This is a genomic window from Pseudonocardia sp. P-1 (assembly GCF_058111925.1).
On sequence record NZ_CM176614.1, the window covers coordinates 373280 to 395352 of the forward strand.

Consider the following 22073-nt stretch of genomic DNA (forward strand, 5'->3'; position numbering starts at 1 on the left):
TCTGGACCAGACGGCGCTGCGGGGCCAGCCCGAACGGGTGAGCAGGAACGGTGTCACCGCTCCAGTGCGCTGTGCATCCGCGCGAGCCGGTCCGTGCGCTCGGCCCGCAGCGACAGCGCCGTCTCCAGGTCGACCGCCACGAACCGGGTGCGGGTGCGCGGCGCCGACTGGGCGACGACGTCGAGGTCCCCGGAGATCACCGTCGCCACCATCATGTAGCCGCCGCCGGACACCGCGTCCCGGTGCAGCACGATCGGCTCCACACCGCCCGGGACCTGGATGGAGCCGATCGGGTAGGGCGAGTCGACGATGTTCGACGGGTCCTGGCCCGCCCCGAACGGCGGCTCACGGTCGACGGTCTCCAGCTCCCCGCCGGTGTAGCGGAACCCGATCCGGTCCGCGACCGGGGTCAGCGTCCACGTGGTGTCGAGGAAGGTGGCGCGGCCCCGGTCGGTGAGCCGGTGGTCGTAGAGCCCCATCACGACCCGGACCTCGACGTCCTTCGCGAGCGACGGCCGCAGGTCCTCGGGTACGACGAGCCCGGCCCGGCCGGTGCCGGACCCGACGGGCAGGACGTCGCCCTCGGCCAGCGGCCGGCCGTCGAGCCCGCCCAGGGCGCCGAGCGCGTACGTGGCGCGGCTGCCGAGCTTCTCCGGCACGTCGATCCCGCCGGACACCGCGAGGTAGGCCCGTGCGCCGGCCTTGAGGTAGTCGAAGGCCAGCACGTCGCCCTCGGCGACGTCGAAGGACTCCCAGACGGGCACCGCCGACCCGTTGACCTTCGGGGCGATCGTCGCCCCGGCGACGGCGAGGGTCGCCGGGCCGGTGAACACCAGCTCCGGGCCCATGTAGACGATCTCCAGTGCGGCGGCGCCGTCCGGGTTCCCGACCAGCGCGTTCGCGCAGGTCAGCGAGTACTGGTCCAGCGCGCCCGACGGCGGGATGCCCAGGTGGTAGTAGCCGGAGCGGCCACCGTCCTGCACGGTGGTGGACAGACCGGGCTTGCGGACCTCGATGCGTGTCACGCGAGCACCTCCAGCAGGCGCTTGTTGTAGCCGTCGGGGTCGTCGAGGAACGGTTGCAGGTCGAACGCCACCGGACGGGCGGTGATCCGGTACTCCCCCGCCTCGGCGGCGGCGTGGAGCTGGTCGTACTCGTCGCGGTCGATGCCGCGGAACTTGACCATGTCCCCGGGCCGCATGAACACCATGTGCTCGGTGAAGTCGGGCTTGCTCTGGGTCGGGTCGTAGATCGGCGCCGGGGTGATGCCGAACATCTGGTAGCCCCCGGCGCCGCGCACCGAGTAGATGCAGGAGAAGCAGCCGCCGTAGCCGACGGTCTGCTTGGGGGTGTCGGTGCGCGGGCGCAGGTACTTCGGCACCACGATCTGCCGGTCCCGGGGCACCATCTGGTACTTGAACGGCAGCCCGGCGCTCACGCTGTCGCTGCCGGGCGCGACCCTGCTGCGGGCCAACGCGCTGAAGAACGTGCTGACCTGGGCGGCGAACGCCGTCGCCGCGGTCGGGTTCGCGGTCCTCGGCGACGTCGCGTGGGCCGCGGTGCCCGCGCTGGCCCTGGGCCTGCTCATCGGCGGCCGGCTCGGCCCGGTCGTGGCCCGGCGTCTCCCGGCCCGCCTGGTCCGGATCGGCATCGCGGTCGCGGGCCTCGGCCTGGCCCTGCGGCTGTTCGTCCAGGCCTGGCTCTGAGCGGTCCGGCGTGGCCCTGCGCCACGCCGTGGGCGGGCCCTCAGCCCCGGCGGTACTCCAGCATCGCGGTGACCGGGCCGTCGGTGCGGTGCCCGTGGCGGCGCAGCCAGCCGTCGAGCTTGCCCTGCACCGTCGGCAGGTCCGGGCGCCGGTGCGGCTCGGTGCGCATCGCCTGCTTGAGCAGCGCCAGGTGGGCGGTGCGGCTCGGCAGGTGGGTGAGCTTCGCCCCCGCCGCGGCCGCCCGCAGCCCGGCGACGGCGTCGGCGGACTCCCCGCGCGGTGGGTGCCCGCTCAGCGCGAACGACACCGCCGCCGCGAGCTGCCAGGCGTCGGAGGCGGGCGAGGCGGGCTTCCCGGCCGCGGCCTCCGGCGCCAGGTAGTCCGGCGTGCCCAGGACGTAGCCGGTCTGGGTCAGCGTGGAGTCGCCCTGCTTGCGCGCGATCCCGAAGTCGATCAGGTGCGGGTGCCCCTGCGGGTCGACGACGATGTTGCCCGGCTTGATGTCGCGGTGCAGCACCCCGGCACGGTGCGCGGTGTGCAGGGCCCCGGCGATGCCGGTCCAGATGCGGGCCGCGGAGATGTCGTCCACCGGGCCCTGCTCGCCGACGAGCTGGCCCAGGGACATGCCGTCGACGTACTGCATGACGATGACCAGCCCGTCCATGCCCTGCAGGCCAGGGTCGGACGAGGCGTGCAGCAGGTCGTGGATCTGCACGCAGCACGGGTGGCGCAGCGCGCCGAGCGCGGCGGCCTCCCGGCGGATGCGCTCCTCGGTCTCCGGGTCCGCGGCGTGCGCCGACTTGACCGCGACGGTGTGGCCGAGCTTGGCGTCGTGGGCCAGCCAGACCCCGCCGAAACCACCGGCACCGAGGCGGCGCATCAGCCGGAACCGGGGCGCCCGCGGCGGACCGCCCGCCACGGGTGCGACGAGCGTGGGCCGGCGCGGCGGCCCCGCCGGGGGCCGTCCCGCACCGGAGACCGGGCCGCGGGCCGCTCCCGGCACCGGGCCGCGGAGCGGACCCGCGGCGGGGTGCGCGGCCGGGCCGGTGAACGGCGGCGGTCCGGCGGGCGGGCGCCCGGCCGGGCCGGGGGCGTACCCGGCGGGTGGCAGCGCGCCGTACCCGGACGGCGGGCGGGGCGCGGCGGCGAACCCGGCGTAGGGCGCGGACTGCTCGATCGAGGACGGCCCGCGGGTGCCGTCGGTCCCGGCGGCGCCCGGGGTCTCGCGGGCGGAGAAGCGCTGGGCGAGACGCTCGGCGACGCTGGGCGTCGCGGCGGCGCCGGACTGCGGGGCGAGCCCGTCGCCGCCACCGCGCCCGGCCCGCGACGACCCGGTGCCGGTGCGTCCCGCGGCGGGCGGCTCGGCGCGGCGCGGCGGCGCGTCGCGCCCGGCGCGGATCCGCTCGACCGTCGCCCGCGACGGTGCGGGGAACAGCGGGACGATCAGCACCCCGGCCAGGCTCGCTGCCAGGATGCCGACCCACAGGTGCTCGGCGGTGCCCGCGGGGACCCCTCCGGTCAGCACGATCAGCGCGAACAGCGGGAGCCAGAAGAACTTGGCGGGCCAGCGGGGCCCACGACGCAGCGCGGTGCGCGCCTGGACCGCGACGAGCACGGTCGCGAGCAGCGGCACGACGCCGAGCAGGGCGACGGAGGTGACCGACGTGACGACGTCCCCGCCGATGGACCCGGCCACGGTGCCGCGGCCCAGGTAGCTGCTCTGGGTCCCGACGACGCTGCAGGTCTCGACCCGGATCGACGAGGTGGCCGACGGGCTCAGCCCGGGGACGGCCGGCACGCCGGCGGTGGCACGGCTGAACACCCCGCCCGCCCCGACGAACACCGCCAGCGGGAGCAGGCCCGCCGACAGCACACCGATCCCGGCCAGCAGCACGGACTCGGCCGAGCCGTAGCCCGACGAGGACCCGGAGCCGATCCCCCGGCGCAGCAGCGCGACCAGCGCCGCACCCGCGGTGGGCAGCAGCCCCGTCAGCACGCCGAGCGCGGTGACCGACCAGGCCCAGTCCCCCGGGCACACGTCCGGCACACCGAGCCCGCGGATGCCCTCCAGAACCCCGGCGACGAGCGCCACCAGCGCGTCCACGCCCGTCCTCACCCCCGAACTCGGTCCGGGTGCGGCCACCCGGACTGCCCACTATCGCATCACCCGGGTGGGGCCCGGCGGAGCAGCGGGTGCACGGGGGCGCGCGCGGGCGGGCGGAGCGGGGTCAGCGCACGAAGAGGTCCAGGTCGGTGTTGAACCGGTCGAGCAGCTCGGCCAGGGAGTCGCGGTCGTGGGTCGGCCAGTGCGCGATGACCTCGCGCAGCGGCGCCAGGCGGGCCTCGCGGACCTGCTCCCGGGCGGCGAGGCCGGCCGGGGTCAGGGTGACGCTGACCGAGCGGGGGTCGCGCTCGTGCGGGGACACGTCGACGAGGCCGGCCCGCGACAGGCGCGAGACCTGGCGGCTGGCGGTGGGCTTGGAGACGCCCAGCTTGCCGGTCAGCGCGGTGAGCGAGAGGGCGCCCTCGTCGTCGAGCAGCATGAGGACCGGGTAGGTGTAGCGGTCCACGGCGTCGTTCGCGCCGTAGCCGTTGGACCACACCGACTCCATGGTGCGGCGGACCAGCAGCGTGATCTGCTTCTCCAGCGAGTGCAGCGGGTCCTGGGTCGCCGTGGCGAGACCGCCGGTCGCCACGGTTGCGTCGTCGTCAATCGGGTCAATCGGACGTTCCGTCATGATTCGCATGCTACACACGTTGCGGACTGCAACATTGACGATCGCAATCACGTAAGCGGATCGAAAGGTTCGTGCGCCTTCACGCAACGATGCTCCGCCGAACGAGTGTGATCAGCGACGCCCGTCGTCGAAAGCGCTGGACGAACCGCCCGCTACCGGACGGAGCGCCCGCCTCGTGTTACCCACGTGTTGCGTCTCGCAATCATTAGCGTTGCAATCGATCTTACCGGGCGACGCGGCCCGGGCCACGAGATCGAGGAGGCGCTCAACCGTGTGCGGAATCTGCGGCTGGATCGACTACCGACACGACCTGGGGGCGGACGAGCACGCCCGCACCCTCGCGGCGATGAACGACACGATGTCCTGCCGCGGACCGGACCAGCAGGGCGTGTGGGCCCAGGGTCCGGCGGCGCTGTGCCACCGCAGGCTCGCGGTCATCGACATCGAGGGCGGCCGCCAGCCGATGACCCTCGACGAGGGCGGGGCCCCCGCCCTGCACATGGTCTACTCCGGCGAGACCTACAACTTCCGCGAGCTGCGCGAGCAGCTCGCCGCCGCCGGGCACCGGTTCCGGACCTCCAGCGACACCGAGGTCGTGCTGCGGGCGCACCGCGAGTGGGGCGCGAAGGACCCACGGGACGTCGCCCGCCGGCTCAACGGCATGTTCGCCTACGCCCTGTGGGACTCCGGCACGAACGAGCTGGTGCTGGTGCGTGACCGCCTGGGCATCAAGCCGCTGTACTACTACCCCACCCCGCACGGGGTGCTGTTCGGCTCCGAGCCCAAGGCGATCCTGGCCAACCCCGAGGCCGAGCGGGTCGTCGACGCCGAAGGCCTGCGCCGGGCGCTGGCGTTCGTCTCCGACATGTCCAACGCGGTGTTCCGCGGCATGCGCGAGGTCCCGCCCGGCTGCGTCGTGCGGGTCTCGCGGGACGGCGGCGTCCGCGAGGAGCGCTACTGGCAGCTCACCGACACCGGGCACACCGACGACGTCGACACCACCGTGCACCACGTCCGCGAGCTGCTCGAGGACACCGCGCTGCGCCAGCTCTACGCCGACGTCCCGCTGTGCACGCTGCTCTCGGGCGGGCTGGACTCCTCGGCGCTCACCGCGCTGGCCGCGAAGCACGTCGACGGCACCGTGCGGTCCTTCGCGGTGGACTTCGTCGGCTACGCCGACAACTTCGTCGCCGACGACGCGCGCGGTACCCCCGACTCCCCCTACGTGCACGAGGTCGCCGAGTACGTCGGGACCTCGCACCGCGACATCGTGCTGCGCACCGAGGACATGATGGACCCGGCCGTGCGCCGGGCCACGGTGCACGCCCGCGACCTGCCCGCCGGCATCGGCGACATGGACTCGTCGCTGTACCTGCTGTTCTCCGCGATCCGCCAGGAGTCCACGGTCGCGCTGTCCGGGGAGTCCGCCGACGAGGTGTTCGGCGGCTACCGCGACTTCCACGACCCGGAGACCGTCGCCGCGGACACCTTCCCGTGGCTGGCCGGGCGGATGATGAACGCCGACCAGTCCGACCCCGGGCTGTTCGACCGGGCCCTGTGGGACAAGCTCGACGTCCCCGGCTACCTCGACGACCAGTACCGGGCCGCGCTCGCCGAGGTGCCGGAGCTGACCGGCCCGGCCGCCGACGACCCGCACGAGCGCCGGATGCGCGAGATCTGCTACCTCTACCTGACCCGCTGGCTGCCGGTGCTGCTGGACCGCAAGGACCGGATGAGCATGGCCGTCGGGCTCGAGGTGCGGGTCCCGTTCTGCGACCACCGCCTCGTCGAGTACGTCTTCGGCACGCCGTGGGCGCACAAGAACTTCGACGGGCGCGAGAAGTCGCTGCTGCGCCACGCCACCTCCGACCTGCTGCCCGAGTCGGTGGTGCAGCGGGTCAAGAGCCCCTACCCCTCCACCCAGGACGACTCCTACGAGAAGTCGCTGCGCGACCAGGTCGCCGAGATCGTCGGGCAGGGCGACGACGCGCCCGTCGCGCCGCTGGTGGACCGGGCGGCGGTGCGGCGCAGGCTCGACGAGGGCGGTGGCCACGAGGCCAACTCGATGGGCCGCCGGATGCAGCTGGAACGCATCATCGACCTCAACACCTGGATCGGCGACTACGACGTGCAACTCTCGCTGTAGCCCCGTGGCAGGTTCTCCCCGTGGGTGGTTGTGTGGGTACCGACCCGCACGACCACCCACGAGGTGAGGCCACATGGGACTGACCCGCACCGACGGCCCGCTGTCGCCGTACGCGCCGACCACGGTGAACTACGCGATCGACGGCCCGCCGCACAAGCTGCTCATGCATCCGTTCCCGAGGCGGGTGCGGGCGGAGTTCGCCGGGCGCACCGTGCTCGACACCCGCGGCGGGTTCCTCGTCCACGAGTCGAACCTGCTGCCCGTGCTCTACGTCCCCGAGACCGACCTCGACCAGGACGTGCTGGTCGCCACCGACCACACCACGCACTGCCCGTTCAAGGGCGACGCGTCCTACCGGTCGCTCGTCGTGGGCGACCGGATCGCCGAGAACGCCGTCTGGCACTACCCCGAGCCCGTGGCGGCCGCACCCTGGCTGCGCGGGCTCGCCGCGGTGTACTGGAACGCCGCCGACGCCTGGTACGACGAGGACGAGCAGGTCTTCGCCCACCTCACCGACCCCTACACCCGGGTCGACGTGCGCCCGACCCACCGCGAGGTCGTGGTCACCCACGTCGCGACCGACGGCGTCGAGACGGTGCTGGCCCGCTCGGAGCACCCGTGGGTGCTGTCGGAGACCGGGCTGCCGAACCGCTGGTACCTGCCCGCCGCCGACGTCGCCGTCCCGACCACGCCGAGCGGGCTGCGCACCCGCTGCCCCTACAAGGGCGAGGCGCACTACGAGCACGCCGACCTGCCCGGCGGGACCCGGCTGGCCGAGGTGTTCTGGCACTACCCCGACCCGCTGCCGGAGTCGGCGCGGGTCGCGGGACTGCGGTCCGTCGCGGGCGGCAGCCGGGACGACGGCTCCCGGGTCGTGGTCACCGTCGACGGCGCCGAGGCCTGAGGGGATCCGGCAGCGCTCAGTCCTCGTCGGCGACGATCAGGGCCTCGATCGCGGGCAGCGCGGCCTCCAGCGCGGCGCGCTGGGCGGCGTCGAGCCGGTCGAGACGGCGGGCGACCAGCGCGGTGCGCTGGCTGCGGACCTCGCGCAGCCGGTCGAGCCCGTCGGCGGAGATCGAGATGAGCACGCCGCGGGCGTCGCCCGGGGCCGCCGCGCGCTCGACCATGCCCTGGTCGTCCAGCGCGGACAGCACCCGGGACATCGTCGGTGCGGTCACGCCCTCCCGACGGGCCAGCTCCGACAGGCGCAGCGGGCCGTGCTGCTCGACGGTGACCAGGGTCGACAGCTGCAACGGCGGCAGCGACTCGGAGCCGTCGATGCGGATCCGGCGGTTCAGCCGGCCCACGGCCAGCCGCAGCCGGGATGCCACCTCGTCGTCGCTCGTCTCGAAGCGGCTCGACACCACGGTGCCGCCGGAGCCGCCGGACTCGCTGCCCGATCCCTCACTCATCGCCCCATTCTGCCAAAGAAGTGATGAGCAATGGCATCGGCCCTCGGAGGCGGCGGGGGCGTGGAAGGGTCGGGGAGATGGAGACCCCCGACCCCGTCGCCCTCGCCGGCTCGCTGATCGCCCTCGGCACCCGGGGCGGCGGGGAGCGCGCGGCCGCCGACCTGCTCGCCGGCCTGCTCGACGACGGCGGCTTCACCGTGCGCACCGAGCCCGACCCGGCCGACCCGGCGCGGGCGAACCTGGTGGCGCGCCGCGGCGACGGCCGCCCGCCGGTGACCCTCACCGGGCACCTCGACACCGTCCCCGCCGACCCGGCGGGCTGGTCGTTCGACCCGCACGCCGGTGACGTCGTCGACGGGCGGCTGCGCGGGCGCGGCAGCACCGACATGAAGGCCGGGGTCGCGGCGCTCGTCGTCGCGGCGCTGCGCAGCGACCCGGCCACCCCGCTGCAGCTGGTGTTCACCTTCGGCGAGGAGACCGGCGGCGACGGCGCCCGCCTGCTCACCGGCCTGGAGCCGTCACCGCTGCTGGTGGTGGCCGAGCCGACCGCCAACCGGGTGCTGCACGGCCACAAGGGCGTGCTGTGGCTGCGGCTGGTGCAGCACGGGGTCGGCGCCCACGGGTCGCGCCCCGAGCTGGGCGACAACGCACTCGTCGCGCTCGGCCGGGTCGCGGCGGCGCTGCACGACCACACCTGGCCCGTCAGCGCCACGCACGGCGCCGCCACGGCCAACCCCGGGACGCTGCACGCCGGGCTGCAGCCCAACCTGGTGCCCGACCGCGCCGAGCTGGAGGTCGACCTGCGCCTGGTCCCCGGCCTGGACGCCGCCACCGCCCGCGACGAGGTCGCCGGGATCGCCCGCGCCGCGCTGGCCGCCACCCCCCACCGCGGCGTCCCGGACGTCGAGGTCCGCTTGGACCTGCCCGCCGTCGCGACCGACCCGGCCGACCCGCGGGCGGCCGCGGCCGCGACGGTGCTCGGGTACGGCGGGCCGGCGGCGTACGCGTCCTACTTCACCGACGCGTCGGTGCTCGTCGGGGCGCTCGGGGACCCGGCGGTGCTGGTGTACGGGCCCGGCGACCCCGAGCTGGCGCACGTCACCGACGAGACCTGCTCCGCGGCCCGGGTCGGCGAGGCCGCCGACGCCCTGGTCCCGGCGCTGGTCAGAGCTTGCGCAGCCGCACCCGCGTGACGTCGTGGCTCGGCCCCTTGGTCAGCACCGCGCTGGCCCGTGAGCGGGTGGGCAGCACGTTCTGCTCCAGGTTGGGCTGGTTGATCGTCGCCCAGATGTGCTCGGCCCGGGCCACGGCCGCGTCGTGGTCGAGCTCGGCGTAGCGGCGGAAGAACGACTGCGGGTCCCGGAACGCGGTCTCGCGCAGCCGCAGGAACCGCTCGACGTACCAGCGGCGGACGTCGGCCGTGGCGGCGTCGACGTAGACCGAGAAGTCGATGAAGTCCGACACGGTCAGCGCGCCCGCGACCGCGGGCTGGAGCACGTTGAGGCCCTCGACGATGAGGATGTCGGGGCTGCGGACCACGAGCTGGGAGTCGGGCACGATGTCGTAGACCAGGTGCGAGTAGACCGGGGCGCTCACCTCGGGGCGGCCCCCCTTGATCTCGGAGACGAACCGCAGCAGCTTGCGGCGGTCGTAGGACTCCGGGAAGCCCTTGCGCTCCATCAGCCCGCGGGCCTGCAGCTCGGCGTTGGGGTAGAGGAACCCGTCGGTGGTGACCAGCTGCACGTCGGGGTGCTCCGGGGAGCGGGCCAGCAGCAGGCGCAGCAGCCGCGCGGTGGTCGACTTGCCGACCGCGACCGAGCCGGCGATCCCGATCACGAACGGGGTGCGGGCCCCGCCCGAGCCGAGGAAGCGCTGGTAGGCCCGGTAGAGCCGCCCGCCCTCCTCCACGTGCAGGTTGAGCAGCCGCGACAGCGGCAGGTATACCTCGCGGACCTCGTCGAGGTCGACGAAGTCGCCGTAGCTGCGCAGCTGCTCGAGCTCCTGGGCCGACAGCGGCACCGTGGTCGAGGACGCGAGCTGCGCCCAGGAGCGGCGGTCGAAGTCCACGAACGGTGAGGCGCTCCCCCGGGCCAGCCCGGAGCTGCGCCGGCCGCCGTACTGCGGGGGCGCCGCGGCCGCGCGGGTCGCGCGCTCCGACGGGGGCGTCGGCTGCGGGGCGCTCACCGCTGCGCCGCGGTCGGGGCCCCGGCCACCGGCCCCCGGCGGCCGTCCGGGGGACCCGGTGGCGCGGGGAGCGGTGCGGAGGGCGACGTCGCCGTGGTCATGGCTGACCAACCTAGACCCCGGTCACGGCCCGGATCACCGTCGGGACGCCGTGAGATCACTCGCAGCTCCCGTCGGGCGGGCCGGGCGCGGCCGCCGTATCGTCGTGCACCGTTTCTCCCTGATGGAGGCCCTGAGCTCCGTGTCCATCCTGCTCTCCTGTCTCGGGCTGCTCGCGGTCGTCGCGCTCACCCTGGGAACCGCTGTCTCCGTCGCCTCGGAGTTCTCCCTCACCGCGCTCGAGCGCAGCCGCATCGACGCCGCCGTCGCCCGCAGCGACGACCGGCGGACCCGCTCGGTGCAGCGGGCGCACGCCGGCCTGTCGTTCCAGCTGTCGGGCTGCCAGCTCGGCATCACCGCCACCACCCTGGCCACCGGCTACATCGCCGAGCCCGCCGTCGCCGAGCTGATCCGGCCGGTGCTGGAGGCCGTCGGGCTGCCCGCCGGGATCGCCTCGGGCACCGCCACCGTGCTGTCGCTGGTCCTGGCGACGGTGCTGTCGATGGTGTTCGGCGAGCTGGTCCCGAAGAACCTCGCCATCGCCCACCCGATGGAGGTGGCGCGCTCGGTGGTGTGGCTGCAGGCCGGGTTCGCCGCGGCGTTCCGCTGGCTCATCACCGGCCTGAACACCGCGGCCAACGCCATCGTGCGCCGCCTCGGCATCGAGCCGGCCGAGGAGCTGCGCTCGGCCCGCTCCCCCGGCGAGCTGAGCTCGCTGGTCCGGGCCAGCGCCGAGAGCGGCAGCATCGACCCGGGCACCGCGGTGCTGCTGGAGCGCTCGCTGCGCTTCACCGACCGCGTCGCCGAGGACCTGATGACCCCGCGCGTGCGGGTGGAGACCATCGACGCCACCGACACCGTGACCGACCTGGTGGCGCTGGCCCGCCGGTCCGGGTTCTCCCGGTTCCCGGTCGTGGACGGCGACCCGGACGTCCCGCTGGGGCTGGTGCACGTCAAGCAGGCGTTCTCGGTCCCGCCGGCCCGCCGCGCCGACACCGCGGTGCGGGACCTGGCCCGGCCGGTCGAGACCGTGCCGTCGTCGCTGGACGGTGACGAGCTCATGACCCGGCTGCGGGCGGCCGGGCTGCAGACCGCCGTCGTCGTCGACGAGTACGGCGGCACCGCGGGCCTGGTGACCATGGAGGACCTGGTGGAGGAGATCGTCGGCGACGTCCGCGACGAGCACGACCGCGGCGAGCAGAACCGGGTGCGCCGCCTCGGCGACGGGGTGTGGGCACTGTCCGGGCTGATGCGCGACGACGAGGTCGACGAGGCCACCGGCTTCCGGATGCCGCACGGGGAGTACGAGACCCTCGCCGGGCTGGTCGTGGCCCGGCTGGGCCGCATCCCCGACGTCGGCGACGCCGTCGAGGTCGACGGGTGGACCCTCGAGGTCCTGCGCCGCGACCGCAACCGGGTCGCCGAGGTCCGGGTGGGGCGCACCACCGACCGCACCACCGACCGCACCGCGGCGCACGGGGCGGTGCCGGCGTGAACGACCTGATCGCACTGCTCGCCGCCGTCGCCCTGCTCGGTGTGAACGCGTTCTTCGTCGCCGCGGAGTTCGCACTGATCTCCGCCCGCAAGGACCGCCTGGAGGCCATGGCCGACGGCGGGTCCGCCGGGGCGCGGCGGGTGCTCGACGCCTCGCACGACCTGTCCCGGATGCTCGCGGCCTCCCAGCTGGGCATCACCATCGCCTCGCTGCTGCTCGGCCGGCTCGGCGAGCCCGCCGTCGCGCACCTCATCGACGGGCCGCTCGCCGCCGTCGGGGTGCCGGAGGCGTTCGCCTACCCGGTCGCGTTCGCGGTGTCGCTGATGATCGTCGTCGTCGCGCACATGATGCTCGGCGAGATGGTGCCGAAGAACATCTCGATCGCCGGTCCCGAACGCGCGGCGATCCTGCTGGTCCCGCCGTTCCTGGTGTGGACCCGGGTCACCCGCCCGTTCATCGACCTGTTCAACGCGATGGCCAACGGCACCCTGCGCCTGGTCGGGGTGACCCCGCGCGACGAGCTGGAGACCGCGTTCACCACCGGCGAGCTCGCCGAGATGCTGGGCGACTCGCGCCGGGAGGGCCTGCTCGACGACTCCGAGAGCTCCCGGATCGAGCGGACCCTGTCCTCGGCGGAGGCGACCGTCTCCGACGTCGTCGTCGCGCTGGAGGACCTGGTCTGCCTCGACGCGGGCCCCGGCGGGTCGACGACGGTCTCCGCGCTCACCGAGGCCGTGGAGCGGACCGGGTACTCCCGCTTCCCGATCCGCGGCGCCCAGGGCAGGCTCACCGGGTACCTGCACGTCAAGGACGTGCTGGACCTCGCCGACTCCGAGTCGGCGACGATCCCGCCGCAGCGGGTGCGCAGCCTGCCCTCGGTCCCGGCCTCGGCCCGCCTGGACGAGGCGCTGGCGACGCTGCGGGCGGCCCGGGCACACCTGGCCCGCGCCGTCGACGGGCACGACACCACCGTCGGCATGGTCACCATGGAGGACCTCACCGAGGCGTTCGTCGGCAGCGTCCGCGACGCCACCCACGCCCCCGGCACCCCGACCTGACCCGGGCGGGTCGTACCGTCGGACACCGTGCCCACGCCCTCCGCCCCCACCACCGCCGTGCCCGTCCTCGACGGCGCCGCGTGGCGGGCGCGGGCGGCGGCGCACCGGGATCGGGTCGCGGTGTGGACCGTGCCGCACCGCGAGCGGCGACGGCGCGGCGAGCCGCACCCGGTGTGGGACTTCCTGTTCACCTACTACTCCCACCGCCCCGCCCAGCTGGAGCGCTGGGACCCGGGTGCCGGAGTGGCGCTGGCCGACGCCGCGGAGCTCGCCGACCGCCCCGGCCACGTCACCCGGCCCGACGGCACGGTGCTGTTCGACCCCGCGGCGGCGCCGGCGCGGCTGCGGACGACGGCGGCGTTCGTGCACCGGCTGCTCACCGCGACCCGCTCCCGGGCGCCGCGGCTGGGCTGCTTCGGCCTGCACGAGTGGGCGATGGTCTACCGCACCGACGACGCCCGGCACCGCGACACGGTGCCGCTGCGCCTCGGGCGGGCGGGCACCGACGCCGTCGTCGAGTCGGCGCGGATCAGCTGCACCCACTACGACGCCTACCGGTTCTTCACCGACGCCGCGGCCCCGCGCAACGAGCTCGTCCCGACCCGGGAGCGGCAGGTCGACATGGAGCAGCCGGGCTGTCTGCACGCGACGATGGACCTCTACAAGTGGGCCTACAAGCTCGCCCCGGCGGTGCCGTCGGAGGTCGTGGCCGACTGCTTCGCCCTGGCCGCGGACGTGCGCGAGCTGGACATGCGGGCCTCCCCCTACGACCTGTCCGGCCACGGGTTCGACCCGGTGCCGATCGAGACGCCCGCCGGGCGCGCCGAGTACGCCCGCGCCCAGGCCGGGTTCGCCGAGCGGGCGGCGCCGCTGCGCGAGGAGCTGATCGACCTCGCGGGGCGCCTCGCCGGGGCCGGTGACCGGCCCGGGAACGACGACGGGGCCGCCGGGGAGGTCCCCGGCGGCCCCGCGATCGCGTAGCGGCTCAGCTCGCGACGAGCTCGTCCAGCAGGCCGGTGCGGGCCGAGGCGACCAGGTCGGCGAACTGGTCCACGCTCATCTGCACGCGCTGGCCGAAGTCGTCGGTGACCACGATGCGCTTCTCCGGCGCGGCGTCGTCGTCGACGTACAGCTCGGGGCATCCGCAGTTGCAGCTGCCGCAGAAGGTGGCGATGTGTCGCACTCGGGTGCTCCTCGTCGTCGGTCCGGGGTGGCGGGACGGGTGCCCGCGCCGTCGTGAGGGGTCGCGCACCCGGGCCCGCCGGTTCCGGGCGTCACCCGATGGGGTCAACCGGTCACCGTCGGGGCACTAGTGCTTCGGGAGGTCGGCCGGGTCGGTGCCCTCGATGAAGAAGTCGATGTCGTTGTGCTCGGAGGCGCCGTACGGGGCGAGGTCGGTGACGCCGTGCGCAGCGAGCACCTCGTCGTCGATGAAGGTCTGCCCGGTGGGGCGGGCCGGGTCGGTCAGGACGGCCACGGCGGCGTCGGCCATGATCTCCGGGGTGCGGGCCCGCCTGCCGGCGTCGTCGCCGCCGAGCAGGTTGACCACGGCCGCGGTGGCGATGGTGGTGCGCGGCCACAGGCAGTTGGCCCGGATGCCGTCGCCGGCGAACTCGTGCGCCCAGCCCAGGGTCAGCAGCGACATGCCGTACTTGGAGAGCATGTAGGGCGGGAACTCCCCGAGCCACTTCGGGTCGAGGTTGATCGGCGGGGACAGGGTGAGGACCTGCGCGTCGTCGGAGGCCTTCAGGTGGTCCAGCGCGGCCCGGGTCAGCAGGTAGGTGCCGCGCGAGTTGATCGACTGCATGAGGTCGTAGCGCTTGGGCGTGACGTCGGCGGTGCCGCTCATGTTCAGCGCACTGGCGTTGTTGACGACGATGTCGACCCCGCCGAAGGTCTCGACGGCGGTCGCGACGGCGCGGTCCACGTCCTCCTCGACCCGCACGTCGCCGACGACGGCGACGGCCTTGCCGCCGGCCTGCTCGATCTCGGCGACCGCGGTGTGCACGGTGCCGGGCAGACGGGGGTCGGGCTGGTCGGTCTTGGCCAGGATGACGGAGTTGGCGCCGCGGCGGGCGGCCGCGAGCAGGATCGCGAGGCCGATGCCACGGCTGCCGCCGGAGATGACGATGGTGCGGCCGTTCAGGTCCCGCTGGGCAGGCTGGGTCATGGGGTCCTCCGGTGACGGTGCGTCGGTGCACGTGCTCGGAGCGCACTGTAACAGTCAGATCTGACCGTTTCCGTGGAGGTGGGTCACACGCGCCGGTCGCAGTCGGTTCAGGGCGGCCGCGACCTCGTGCCGCCGCGGCACCGCGACGTCCACGGGGGCGCCCCGGGTGATCGCGTCGGGCCCCTCGCGGCGCACCGCCTCCTCCAGCCGGTCCAGGGCCTGTGCGAGGGTGACCCCGCGCAGGTCGAGGGCGGCCAGGGCGTACCCGACGCCGGTGGTCTGGCCGGGGTCGGCGAGCTGGGCTATCGCGGACAGGTCGATGTCGTCGGCGCCGAAGGTGAGCCGGCCGCGGCCACGGGCGGTCACCCGGCGCCGGCCGCGCACCGAGGCGTCCACGCTGCGGGGGTCGAACTCGCGGCGCGCGAACGCCGGGAACGCGGAGTCGCCCGCCTCGTCCGCCCGCCCGGCGATCTCCCGGGCCCGCCCGGTGACCTCGGAGGCGGTGTAGTCCTGCAGCAGGACCACCGTGTCGGCGCGGTCGAGGTACTCCCCCGACCCGCCCATGACGAGCACGGTGGACACCCCGTGCCCGCGGTGCAGCGGCCGGACCCGCTCGACGAACGGGACCAGCGGCTCGGCCGGGATCAGCGCGCGCATCCGGTCGTCGCGGATCATGGCGTTGGTGGCGGCGGTGTCCTCGTCGATCAGCAGCACGCCGGCACCGGCCTCCAGCGCCTCGACCGTGGCGGCGGCCTGGGAGGTCGACCCGGACGCCGACTCCGTCGAGAAGTCGTCGGTGGGGTTCCCGGACGGCAGGCCGGTGACGAAGGCCGACACGTCGACGCGCTGCACCGAGCGCTCGTCCTCGGCGCGCACCGACACCGTGTCGGCACGGGCGACGACGAGCTCACGGCCGTCGCCGGGGACGTGGTCGTACACGCCGCTCTCCAGCGCGCGCAGCAGCGTGGACTTGCCGTGGTAGCCGCCGCCGACGATCAGCGTGACCCCCTCGGGGACGCCCATCCCGGTCACCGTGCCGCGGTGCGGGACGTCCAGGGTCACCCGCAGCTCCGGCGGGGAGACGAACGGCACCCCGCCGGCCAACGGCCGGTCGTCGACACCGGAGGCCCGCGGCAGCACCGCGCCGTCGGCGACGAACCCGACCAGGCCACGACCGGCCAGCGCGTCGCGCAGGGCACCCGCGTCCTCGACGGTCTCCACGAACTGCTCGGCCGCGGCGGTGTCGGCGGTCTCCCAGCGCAGCGCGCCGAGCACCGCGCGGGCAGCACGACCGTCAGCGCGGCGGCCGCGGCCCCGCCGTCGATCCGGCGCCCACGGCCGGGCAGCGGGACCGACAGCTCGGCGACGACCGTGCCGTCGGGCCGGATGCGGACCGCGCTGCGGTCGAGCACCTCCTGGCCGCCCGCGTCGACCCGCAGGGTGCTGTGCTCCACCGCGCGGCGCAGGGCGCGGGCGAGGAACCCGCCGAGGGCACGCGCGCGGACGGCGCCGTGGTACAGGCCGGGCGGCAGTCCCGCGGTCCGGGCGGGCACGGTCACCCGCAGCCGCGACGGCGGCGCGAACGGGTCGGCCTGCACCGTCCGGATCTCGAGGTCGTAGCCGTCCTCACCCGTCCAGACGCCGGTGAGGCCCTTGTAGGAGCGGTACGAGGCTCCGTCGAGGTCCTGCAGCCGGTAGCCGAGCGCGGCGACGTCGCCACGCCGGCGGGGTGCGTCCGGGCGGTCGTGCGGGGTCATGCGGGGTTCACTCCTCCACCGTCGTGGCGGCCACCCGCGGACCCGCCGGGCCCGGTCCGCGGCGGACCGGGCCCGGGCGCGGGTCAGCGCGCGGTGAACGCCTGGATCACCAGCTGGTCCCCGGGCGGGGTGGCGGCGCAGCCGGTGCCCTCCATCGGGACGAACAGCGAGTCGGTCTCGCCGGGCGGGTAGACGCGCAGGCCGCGCACGGCCGTCGGGCGGCAGGCCGCCTCGTCGAAGTTGCGCACGTTCACCACCCGCAGTGTCGCACCGGCGGTCCCGCCGGGGGCGAGGCGCACCGGGTCGCCGTGCCCGCCCTGCATCGCGGCGGCCGGGCCGATCTGGTGGCCGTCGTCGCCGCCGACGTAGGACACGCCGGGAAAGCCCCGCACGTAGCAGGTGCGGCCGCCCTGGTTGCGCAGCGTCAGCGTGACGTACGACGAGCCCGCGGCGCCGCCGCCCGGGTCGGCCGCGACCGAGCCGGCGAGCTCGGAGGTGTGGCAGCGCTCGTCGCCGCCCGCCTCGGCGCCCCCGGTGCCGGTGTGGGTGCCACCGTTCCCGGCTCCCCCGGCCGATCCGGTGCCCCCGGCGTCGGACACCGGGGCGCTCGTCGTCGGCGCGGCGGCGCTCGGGGTGGCGGAGGCGCCACCGGAGCCGGCGGCCGCCGGCCAGTCGCCACCGCCACCGCAGCCGGCCAGCACGGCGCCGCAGGCGGCGATGGTCACGGCCCAGCGGGCGGTGCGGTGCAGGACATACCCGTCCATGTCAGTCCCCCGATCGTCATGGTGTGTACGTCTCCTCGGACGTATCGGCACGCAACCGGTTGCCCCGATCCTTCGTGATGCGAACGAGAGTTCACCCGTCCGTTCCCGACAGGCGCCCGGTCGGTACCGTCCTGTCCCGTGTTGTCGCGTATGTCCGGTATTCATCTGGCCCGTGGGGCCGCGATCGGCGTGGTCGAGACCATCCCGGGGGTCAGCGGCGGGACCATGGCCCTGGTCGTCGGGATCTACGAGCGCCTGATCGCCCAGGGGGCCCACCTCGTCGCCGCGGCCCGGGGGCTGCTCCCGGGCGCGGCGGGCGGTGACGCGGCGCCCCGCGAGGAGCTGCGACGGCTGGACTGGGGCCTGCTGCTGCCCGTCGCACTGGGCATGGTGCTGGCGGTCCTGGCGGCGTCGCAGGTGCTCCCGGGGCTGATCGAGGACCACCCCGTCGGCGCCCGGGCGGTGTTCCTGGGGATGGTCGCCGCGTCGGTGGCGGTCCCGCTGCGGATCACCGGGCGGCTGCGCGGGCCGCGCGAGTGGGCGCTGGTCGTCGTCGCGTTCGTGGCGACGTTCGCGGTCAGCGCGCTCCCCCCGGCCGTCGGCGACGGCCGCCCGCCGATGCCGCTGGTCGGGCTGGCCGCGGCGGTCGCGGTGTGCGCGTTGGTGCTGCCGGGCTTCTCCGGGTCGTTCCTGCTGCTGGTGTTCGGGCTCTACGAGCCGACCCTGCGCGCGGTGCGCGACCTCGACCTGGCCTACATCGCGGTGTTCGGGCTCGGCGCCGTGCTGGGGCTCGCGAGCTTCGTGTCGGTGCTGACCTGGCTGCTGGAGCACCACCGCCGCACCCTGATGGTGATCATGACCGGGGTGCTGCTGGGGGCGCTGCGGGCGCTGTGGCCCTGGCAGGACGACGCCCGCGGTGTCCTGGCGCCCGACCCGGGCTGGTGGTGGATGCTGCTGCCGGCCGCGGCCGGCGCCGCGGTCGTCCTGGCGATCATGGCCGTCGAGCGGCGGGTGGACGGGTCGGCGGCGCCGGCCGCCCCGGAGGACACCCCCGAGCGCGCCCCTGACCGGGCCGCGACCCGGGTCATGGACCGCGTCCCGGGCCCCGTCGCGGACCCGGGCGCGCACCGCGCCCTGGACCGGACCGTGGACGACGCCGACGTGACCCGCCCGATCCCCCGGGTGGAGCCGCCGCCGCGCCGCGACCGCTGAACGGCGGGCCCGGGATCCCGACGGCCGGGCGCCCGGCTCAGCGCTCCAGCCACTCCGGGCGTCCGGAGCCGCGCGGGACGAGCACCGTGCGGTACTCCCCCGGCGTCGCGCTCATCGTGACCTGGTCGGTCACCCCCTGGTAGTGCCCCAGCGCGGTCTGCGCGGTGAACGTCTCCGGGGCGGGGTAGGCGTGGCGCTCGCCGGTGCCCGCGACCTCGCGGGCGTAGCCGAGGTCGAGGACACCGAGCTCCAGCATCCAGAGCGCGGCCCGGGCCAGCGACACCTCCACCGCCCAGGAGCCGCCCTCCACCGCGCGGCGGCGCAGTGCCGCCGCGACCCCGGCGGCGGTCAGCCAGGACACGATGTAGTCGTTGACGACCAGGATCGGTGAGAGCCGGGGCGCCACCGTCGGGTCGGTGGCCGAGCCGCCCTCCAGGGTCATCATCCCGACCAGGGTGCCCGCGGACTGGTCGAACCCGACGCGGTGCGCCCACGGCCCGACCGGCCCGTGCAGGGTGTTCGAGGCGTGCACGATGCCGGGCCGCACCGCGGCGGCCTCCTCGGCGGACAGCCCGAGCCGGTCCAGGTAGCCGGGGCGGCGGTTGGCGTAGAACACGTCGGCGTCGGCGAGCAGCCCGCGCAGCAGCGCGGCGCCGTCGGCGGCGTGCGGGTCCACCGTGGCGGACCGGACGCCGACGTTCGCGGTGACGTAGGTGCTGTCGTGCTCGAACTCCGTGGGGCGCCAGATGTTGAGCACGTCCGCGCCGTGCAGGGCCAGCGCCCGGCCGGTCCCGGCGCCGGCGATGACGTGGCCCATCCCGAGTGCGCGCAGCCCGTCCAGCGGCAGGTCGGCGCGGCGGCGCTGCGGGAACGGCTCGGGCGGGGCGTCGCCGATGCGGCGCAGGGTGATCGGCGGGGTGCCGGCCAGCGCCGCGTGCTGCTCGGTCGCGAGCCACTCGGCGGGGGTGCGGGCCATCGGCATGACGATGCCGGCGTCGCTCGCGGCCGCCTCCAGCTCGGCGGCGTCCCACCGGGCGACCGCGTTGGCGACGCCGCTCTCGGGCACCCCGAGGAAGGTCTCGGCCCGGGCCCGCAGTGCCGGGTACGGGTTGAGCGGCATCACCCAGCGGTCGTCGCGGGTGCGGTGGAACGAGAACCCGAGCGCCTGCGAGGTGATCACCGGGCTGGCGGCGGGATGGCCGTTCACCAGCTCCCAGCGGCGGTCGTAGAACGGGCAGAGCCGGTGCGGGGCGCGGCGCACGTCGACGGTGACGTCCTGGCCGTCGCCGCCGCGGTCGCGGTGCACCGCGGCCATCCCGACCGACTTCGCGGCGAGCGCGACGGCCGCACCGCCGCCGAGGCGCAGCGCGCTGGGCACGACCGGGTCGGCGCCGACGAAACCGACCCGCCCGCCGGCGTCGGCGCCGCTCATCCCGACGCAGCCCAGCAGCCCGTCGAGGGCCGCGCCGGGGTCGAAGGCGTCGTCGGTGGCGGGGGACGCGACGTTCGCGAGGATGCGCTCGGCGGTGGCGTCGCCGGTCGTGGCGCCGGTCGTGGCGCCGGTGGTGCTCATGCGGTGGGTCCTTCCACGTGCCGGGCCCGCAGGTACTCGCCCACGGACTTGCCGATCTGGTCCACGCGCAGATTGGCCGAGCCGCCCGAACCGAGCAGCCCGACGAGCACCAGGTGCACCGCGCGCAGGTGCGGGAACTCGTGGCGGACGATGCGGCCCCCCGCCTCGGGGAGCAGCGCGGCCGCCCGCTCGGTGGTCAGGGTGGCACGCAGCCACTCCCAGTGCGCGGGGTCGCGGCACCAGACGCCCACGTTGGCGTTGCCGCCCTTGTCCCCCGCCCGGGCCCACGCGTAGTCGCCCAGCTCGGCGCGCGGGCCGGTCGGTGCGGGCAGGTCCGGCTCCGGGTGCACCGGCTGCGCGGTCTCCTCCGCGGTGGCGGTCCGGGTGGCGCGCGGGACCTCGACCCGGCTGCCGTCGTCGAGGACGGCGTGGTGGTCGAGCAGCGCGGACTCCAGCAGCGCGGGCCAGTACTCGATCCGCGGCCACGGCTGCGACGCCCGTGGCGCGTGCCCGTCGTGGTGGAAGCCGGGGAAGCCCTGCAGGTACAGCGACCCGACGGCCGGTGCGAACCGGAGCAGCGGTTCCTTCTCGCGGGCGGTCGCGATCACCCGGATCGGGACGGTCGCCGCCCACTGGGTCGGCGGGTCGACCGCGGCGACGCCGAGCGGGGTGACCTCGAGGGAGTCGACGTGCCCCTCCAGCGCGGCACGCAGCTGGGCGCGCAGCAGCTCCACCTTGCCCTCGACGTCCGGGGCGGTGCAGAACAGCATCGTGGAGATCTCGTAGCCGATCGGGGCGAACACCGCGACCTTCGCCGTGGGCGGCGGCGGGGACCCGGTGACGGGGCCGATCGCGACCCGGTCCGGGCCCTCCTGGCTCAGCCGCACGGAGTCGAGGTGCACGGTGACGTCGGGGTTCAGGTAGCGGGGGCCCTGGATCTCGTAGAGCAGCTGCGCGGTGACGGTCTCCACGGTGACGGTGCCGCCGTCGCGGGCGTGCTTAGTGATCACCGAGGAGCCGTCGGCGGCGACCTCGGCGATCGGGAAACCGGGGCGCAGCATGCCGGGCACCGACCGGAACCCGGAGAAGTTTCCGCCGGTGGCGTGCGCACCGCACTCGATGACGTGCCCGGCGGTGACCGCGCCGGCCAGCGCGTCGAACTCGTCGGGGCCCCAGCCGTGCCACCAGGCCGCCGGGCCGGCGGTGAGCGAGGCGTCGGTGACCCGCCCGGTCACGACGACGTCGGCGCCGGCGGCCAGCGCCGCGGCGATCCCGAATCCGCCGAGGTAGGCGTTCGCGGTGATCGGGGTGAACCCCCAGTCCTTGAGCGGGGCGCCGGTGTCGAGGTGCTCGAGCCCGTGGCCGTCGGTGTGGAAGTCGGCGAGCCGGTCGAACACCCCGTCCCCGGCGACGTGCGCGACCCGCAGCGGCAGCCCGGCCGCCGCGATCCGGCCGCGCAGCTCCTGCGCCATCCCGGCCGGGTCGAACCCGCCCGCGTTGGTGACGACCCGGATCCCGCGCCGGGCGATCTCGGGCAGGTGCGGGGTGAGCTGGTCCAGGGCGTAGGCGACGTAGCCGGGGCCGCCCCGCCCGGCCGCGGCGGCGAGCGCGGCGAGGGTGATCTCGGCGAGGTAGTCGCCCATCAGGACGTCGACCGGGTCACCGGCCATCGCCTCGTCGACGGCGGTGTACCGGTCGCCGAGGTAGCCGGAGACGTTCGCGATGCGCACGGGACGGGAGGCCATGCCGGTCACGCTAG

General features: G+C 75.3%; 20 protein-coding genes and 1 pseudogene. 8 read left to right on the plus strand and 13 right to left on the minus strand.

What is annotated here, in order from left to right:
• Positions 1–53: 53 nt before the first annotated feature.
• Both AC0GKK_RS01805 and AC0GKK_RS01810 read right to left on the minus strand, forming a co-directional pair.
• On the minus strand, positions 54–1025 hold the full coding sequence (locus AC0GKK_RS01805; protein WP_405417107.1) for a 5-oxoprolinase subunit C family protein: 972 nt from the start codon (positions 1023–1025) through the stop codon (positions 54–56).
• The gene (locus AC0GKK_RS01810; RefSeq protein ID WP_476651433.1) at positions 1022–1438 is read right to left on the minus strand and encodes a carboxyltransferase domain-containing protein; all 417 of its coding nucleotides are present in this window, start codon (positions 1436–1438) and stop codon (positions 1022–1024) included. Before AC0GKK_RS01810 ends, AC0GKK_RS01805 begins: the two co-directional genes overlap by 4 nt.
• Between AC0GKK_RS01810 and AC0GKK_RS01815 the strand changes: the two genes are divergently transcribed.
• Positions 1416–1706 (plus strand): TSUP family transporter, encoded by a 291-nt coding sequence (locus tag AC0GKK_RS01815; RefSeq protein ID WP_405417109.1) that lies wholly within the window; start codon positions 1416–1418, stop codon positions 1704–1706. The two genes, AC0GKK_RS01810 and AC0GKK_RS01815, sit on opposite strands and share 23 nt — an antisense overlap.
• A gap of 40 nt (positions 1707–1746) precedes the next feature.
• On the opposite strand, the gene AC0GKK_RS01820 is transcribed toward AC0GKK_RS01815, so the two are convergent.
• On the minus strand, positions 1747–3810 hold the full coding sequence (locus tag AC0GKK_RS01820; protein WP_489882994.1) for a serine/threonine-protein kinase: 2064 nt from the start codon (positions 3808–3810) through the stop codon (positions 1747–1749).
• A 124-nt stretch (positions 3811–3934) separates the two neighbouring features.
• Positions 3935–4444: a MarR family winged helix-turn-helix transcriptional regulator gene (locus tag AC0GKK_RS01825; RefSeq protein ID WP_405417111.1), complete on the minus strand. Its 510-nt coding sequence runs from the start codon at positions 4442–4444 to the stop codon at positions 3935–3937.
• A 271-nt stretch (positions 4445–4715) separates the two neighbouring features.
• Between AC0GKK_RS01825 and asnB the strand changes: the two genes are divergently transcribed.
• Complete coding sequence (asnB, locus tag AC0GKK_RS01830) at positions 4716–6590, plus strand: asparagine synthase (glutamine-hydrolyzing) (RefSeq protein ID WP_482637496.1); 1875 nt, start codon at positions 4716–4718, stop codon at positions 6588–6590.
• Between the two features lie 73 nt (positions 6591–6663).
• Positions 6664–7494, plus strand: coding sequence for a DUF427 domain-containing protein (locus AC0GKK_RS01835; RefSeq protein WP_476651429.1), 831 nt, complete (start codon positions 6664–6666; stop codon positions 7492–7494).
• 16 nt (positions 7495–7510) lie between these two features.
• Here the strand turns inward: AC0GKK_RS01835 and AC0GKK_RS01840 are convergent, their stop codons facing one another.
• On the minus strand, positions 7511–8002 hold the full coding sequence (locus AC0GKK_RS01840) for a MarR family winged helix-turn-helix transcriptional regulator (protein WP_476651427.1): 492 nt from the start codon (positions 8000–8002) through the stop codon (positions 7511–7513).
• Between the two features lie 77 nt (positions 8003–8079).
• Here AC0GKK_RS01840 and AC0GKK_RS01845 point away from each other — a divergent pair, with 77 nt between their 5' ends.
• Entirely contained in the window at positions 8080–9195 is a 1116-nt protein-coding gene (locus AC0GKK_RS01845) for a M20/M25/M40 family metallo-hydrolase (protein WP_482637495.1), read from the plus strand.
• On the opposite strand, the gene coaA is transcribed toward AC0GKK_RS01845, so the two are convergent.
• Positions 9167–10096 (minus strand): type I pantothenate kinase, encoded by a 930-nt coding sequence (coaA, locus tag AC0GKK_RS01850; protein WP_489884079.1) that lies wholly within the window; start codon positions 10094–10096, stop codon positions 9167–9169. The two genes, AC0GKK_RS01845 and coaA, sit on opposite strands and share 29 nt — an antisense overlap.
• A gap of 313 nt (positions 10097–10409) precedes the next feature.
• Between coaA and AC0GKK_RS01855 the strand changes: the two genes are divergently transcribed.
• The 3 genes from AC0GKK_RS01855 to AC0GKK_RS01865 are packed head-to-tail and all read left to right on the plus strand — an operon-like array spanning position 10410 to position 13819.
• The gene (locus AC0GKK_RS01855; RefSeq protein WP_482637494.1) at positions 10410–11780 is read left to right on the plus strand and encodes a hemolysin family protein; all 1371 of its coding nucleotides are present in this window, start codon (positions 10410–10412) and stop codon (positions 11778–11780) included.
• Entirely contained in the window at positions 11777–12838 is a 1062-nt protein-coding gene (locus tag AC0GKK_RS01860) for a hemolysin family protein (protein WP_482637493.1), read from the plus strand. The genes AC0GKK_RS01855 and AC0GKK_RS01860 overlap by 4 nt, the downstream gene beginning before the upstream one ends.
• A gap of 27 nt (positions 12839–12865) precedes the next feature.
• On the plus strand, positions 12866–13819 hold the full coding sequence (locus tag AC0GKK_RS01865; protein WP_482637492.1) for a 3-methyladenine DNA glycosylase: 954 nt from the start codon (positions 12866–12868) through the stop codon (positions 13817–13819).
• Between the two features lie 4 nt (positions 13820–13823).
• On the opposite strand, the gene AC0GKK_RS01870 is transcribed toward AC0GKK_RS01865, so the two are convergent.
• The 5 genes and pseudogenes from AC0GKK_RS01870 to AC0GKK_RS01890 form a co-directional block, all read right to left on the minus strand.
• Entirely contained in the window at positions 13824–14021 is a 198-nt protein-coding gene (locus tag AC0GKK_RS01870; protein WP_405417126.1) for a hypothetical protein, read from the minus strand.
• A 126-nt stretch (positions 14022–14147) separates the two neighbouring features.
• Positions 14148–15008 carry an SDR family oxidoreductase gene (locus tag AC0GKK_RS01875; protein WP_482637491.1) on the minus strand — a complete coding sequence of 287 codons (861 nt, stop codon included), beginning with the start codon at positions 15006–15008 and terminating at the stop codon, positions 14148–14150.
• Positions 15009–15062: 54 nt separating this feature from the next.
• Positions 15063–16229, minus strand: a complete 1167-nt coding sequence (locus AC0GKK_RS01880) for a P-loop domain-containing protein (RefSeq protein ID WP_489882995.1) — start codon at positions 16227–16229, stop codon at positions 15063–15065.
• Between the two features lie 116 nt (positions 16230–16345).
• Positions 16346–16765 (minus strand): annotated as a pseudogene (locus tag AC0GKK_RS01885) (ABC-ATPase domain-containing protein); the annotation flags it as partial.
• An 83-nt stretch (positions 16766–16848) separates the two neighbouring features.
• Complete coding sequence (locus AC0GKK_RS01890; RefSeq protein ID WP_405417131.1) at positions 16849–17529, minus strand: DUF4232 domain-containing protein; 681 nt, start codon at positions 17527–17529, stop codon at positions 16849–16851.
• A 150-nt stretch (positions 17530–17679) separates the two neighbouring features.
• Here AC0GKK_RS01890 and AC0GKK_RS01895 point away from each other — a divergent pair, with 150 nt between their 5' ends.
• Positions 17680–18741 carry a DUF368 domain-containing protein gene (locus AC0GKK_RS01895; protein WP_489882996.1) on the plus strand — a complete coding sequence of 354 codons (1062 nt, stop codon included), beginning with the start codon at positions 17680–17682 and terminating at the stop codon, positions 18739–18741.
• 37 nt (positions 18742–18778) lie between these two features.
• Here AC0GKK_RS01895 and AC0GKK_RS01900 read toward each other — a convergent pair whose 3' ends face one another.
• Both AC0GKK_RS01900 and AC0GKK_RS01905 read right to left on the minus strand, forming a co-directional pair.
• Entirely contained in the window at positions 18779–20314 is a 1536-nt protein-coding gene (locus AC0GKK_RS01900; RefSeq protein WP_489882997.1) for a CoA transferase, read from the minus strand.
• Positions 20311–22059, minus strand: a complete 1749-nt coding sequence (locus AC0GKK_RS01905; protein ID WP_482637488.1) for an acyclic terpene utilization AtuA family protein — start codon at positions 22057–22059, stop codon at positions 20311–20313. Before AC0GKK_RS01905 ends, AC0GKK_RS01900 begins: the two co-directional genes overlap by 4 nt.
• Positions 22060–22073 lie beyond the last annotated feature (14 nt).

What these genes read in the sequence shown, in the direction of transcription:
- AC0GKK_RS01825 (WP_405417111.1), bottom strand. Translation starts at nt 4,444, where the DNA reads ATGACGGAACGTCCGATTGACCCGATTGACGACGACGCAACCGTGGCG.
- AC0GKK_RS01835 (WP_476651429.1), top strand. Translation starts at nt 6,664, where the DNA reads ATGGGACTGACCCGCACCGACGGCCCGCTGTCGCCGTACGCGCCGACC.
- AC0GKK_RS01840 (WP_476651427.1), bottom strand. Translation starts at nt 8,002, where the DNA reads ATGAGTGAGGGATCGGGCAGCGAGTCCGGCGGCTCCGGCGGCACCGTG.
- AC0GKK_RS01845 (WP_482637495.1), top strand. Translation starts at nt 8,080, where the DNA reads ATGGAGACCCCCGACCCCGTCGCCCTCGCCGGCTCGCTGATCGCCCTC.
- AC0GKK_RS01855 (WP_482637494.1), top strand. Translation starts at nt 10,410, where the DNA reads ATGGAGGCCCTGAGCTCCGTGTCCATCCTGCTCTCCTGTCTCGGGCTG.
- AC0GKK_RS01875 (WP_482637491.1), bottom strand. Translation starts at nt 15,008, where the DNA reads ATGACCCAGCCTGCCCAGCGGGACCTGAACGGCCGCACCATCGTCATC.
- AC0GKK_RS01890 (WP_405417131.1), bottom strand. Translation starts at nt 17,529, where the DNA reads ATGGACGGGTATGTCCTGCACCGCACCGCCCGCTGGGCCGTGACCATC.
- AC0GKK_RS01895 (WP_489882996.1), top strand. Translation starts at nt 17,680, where the DNA reads ATGTCCGGTATTCATCTGGCCCGTGGGGCCGCGATCGGCGTGGTCGAG.
- AC0GKK_RS01900 (WP_489882997.1), bottom strand. Translation starts at nt 20,314, where the DNA reads ATGAGCACCACCGGCGCCACGACCGGCGCCACGACCGGCGACGCCACC.
- AC0GKK_RS01905 (WP_482637488.1), bottom strand. Translation starts at nt 22,059, where the DNA reads ATGGCCTCCCGTCCCGTGCGCATCGCGAACGTCTCCGGCTACCTCGGC.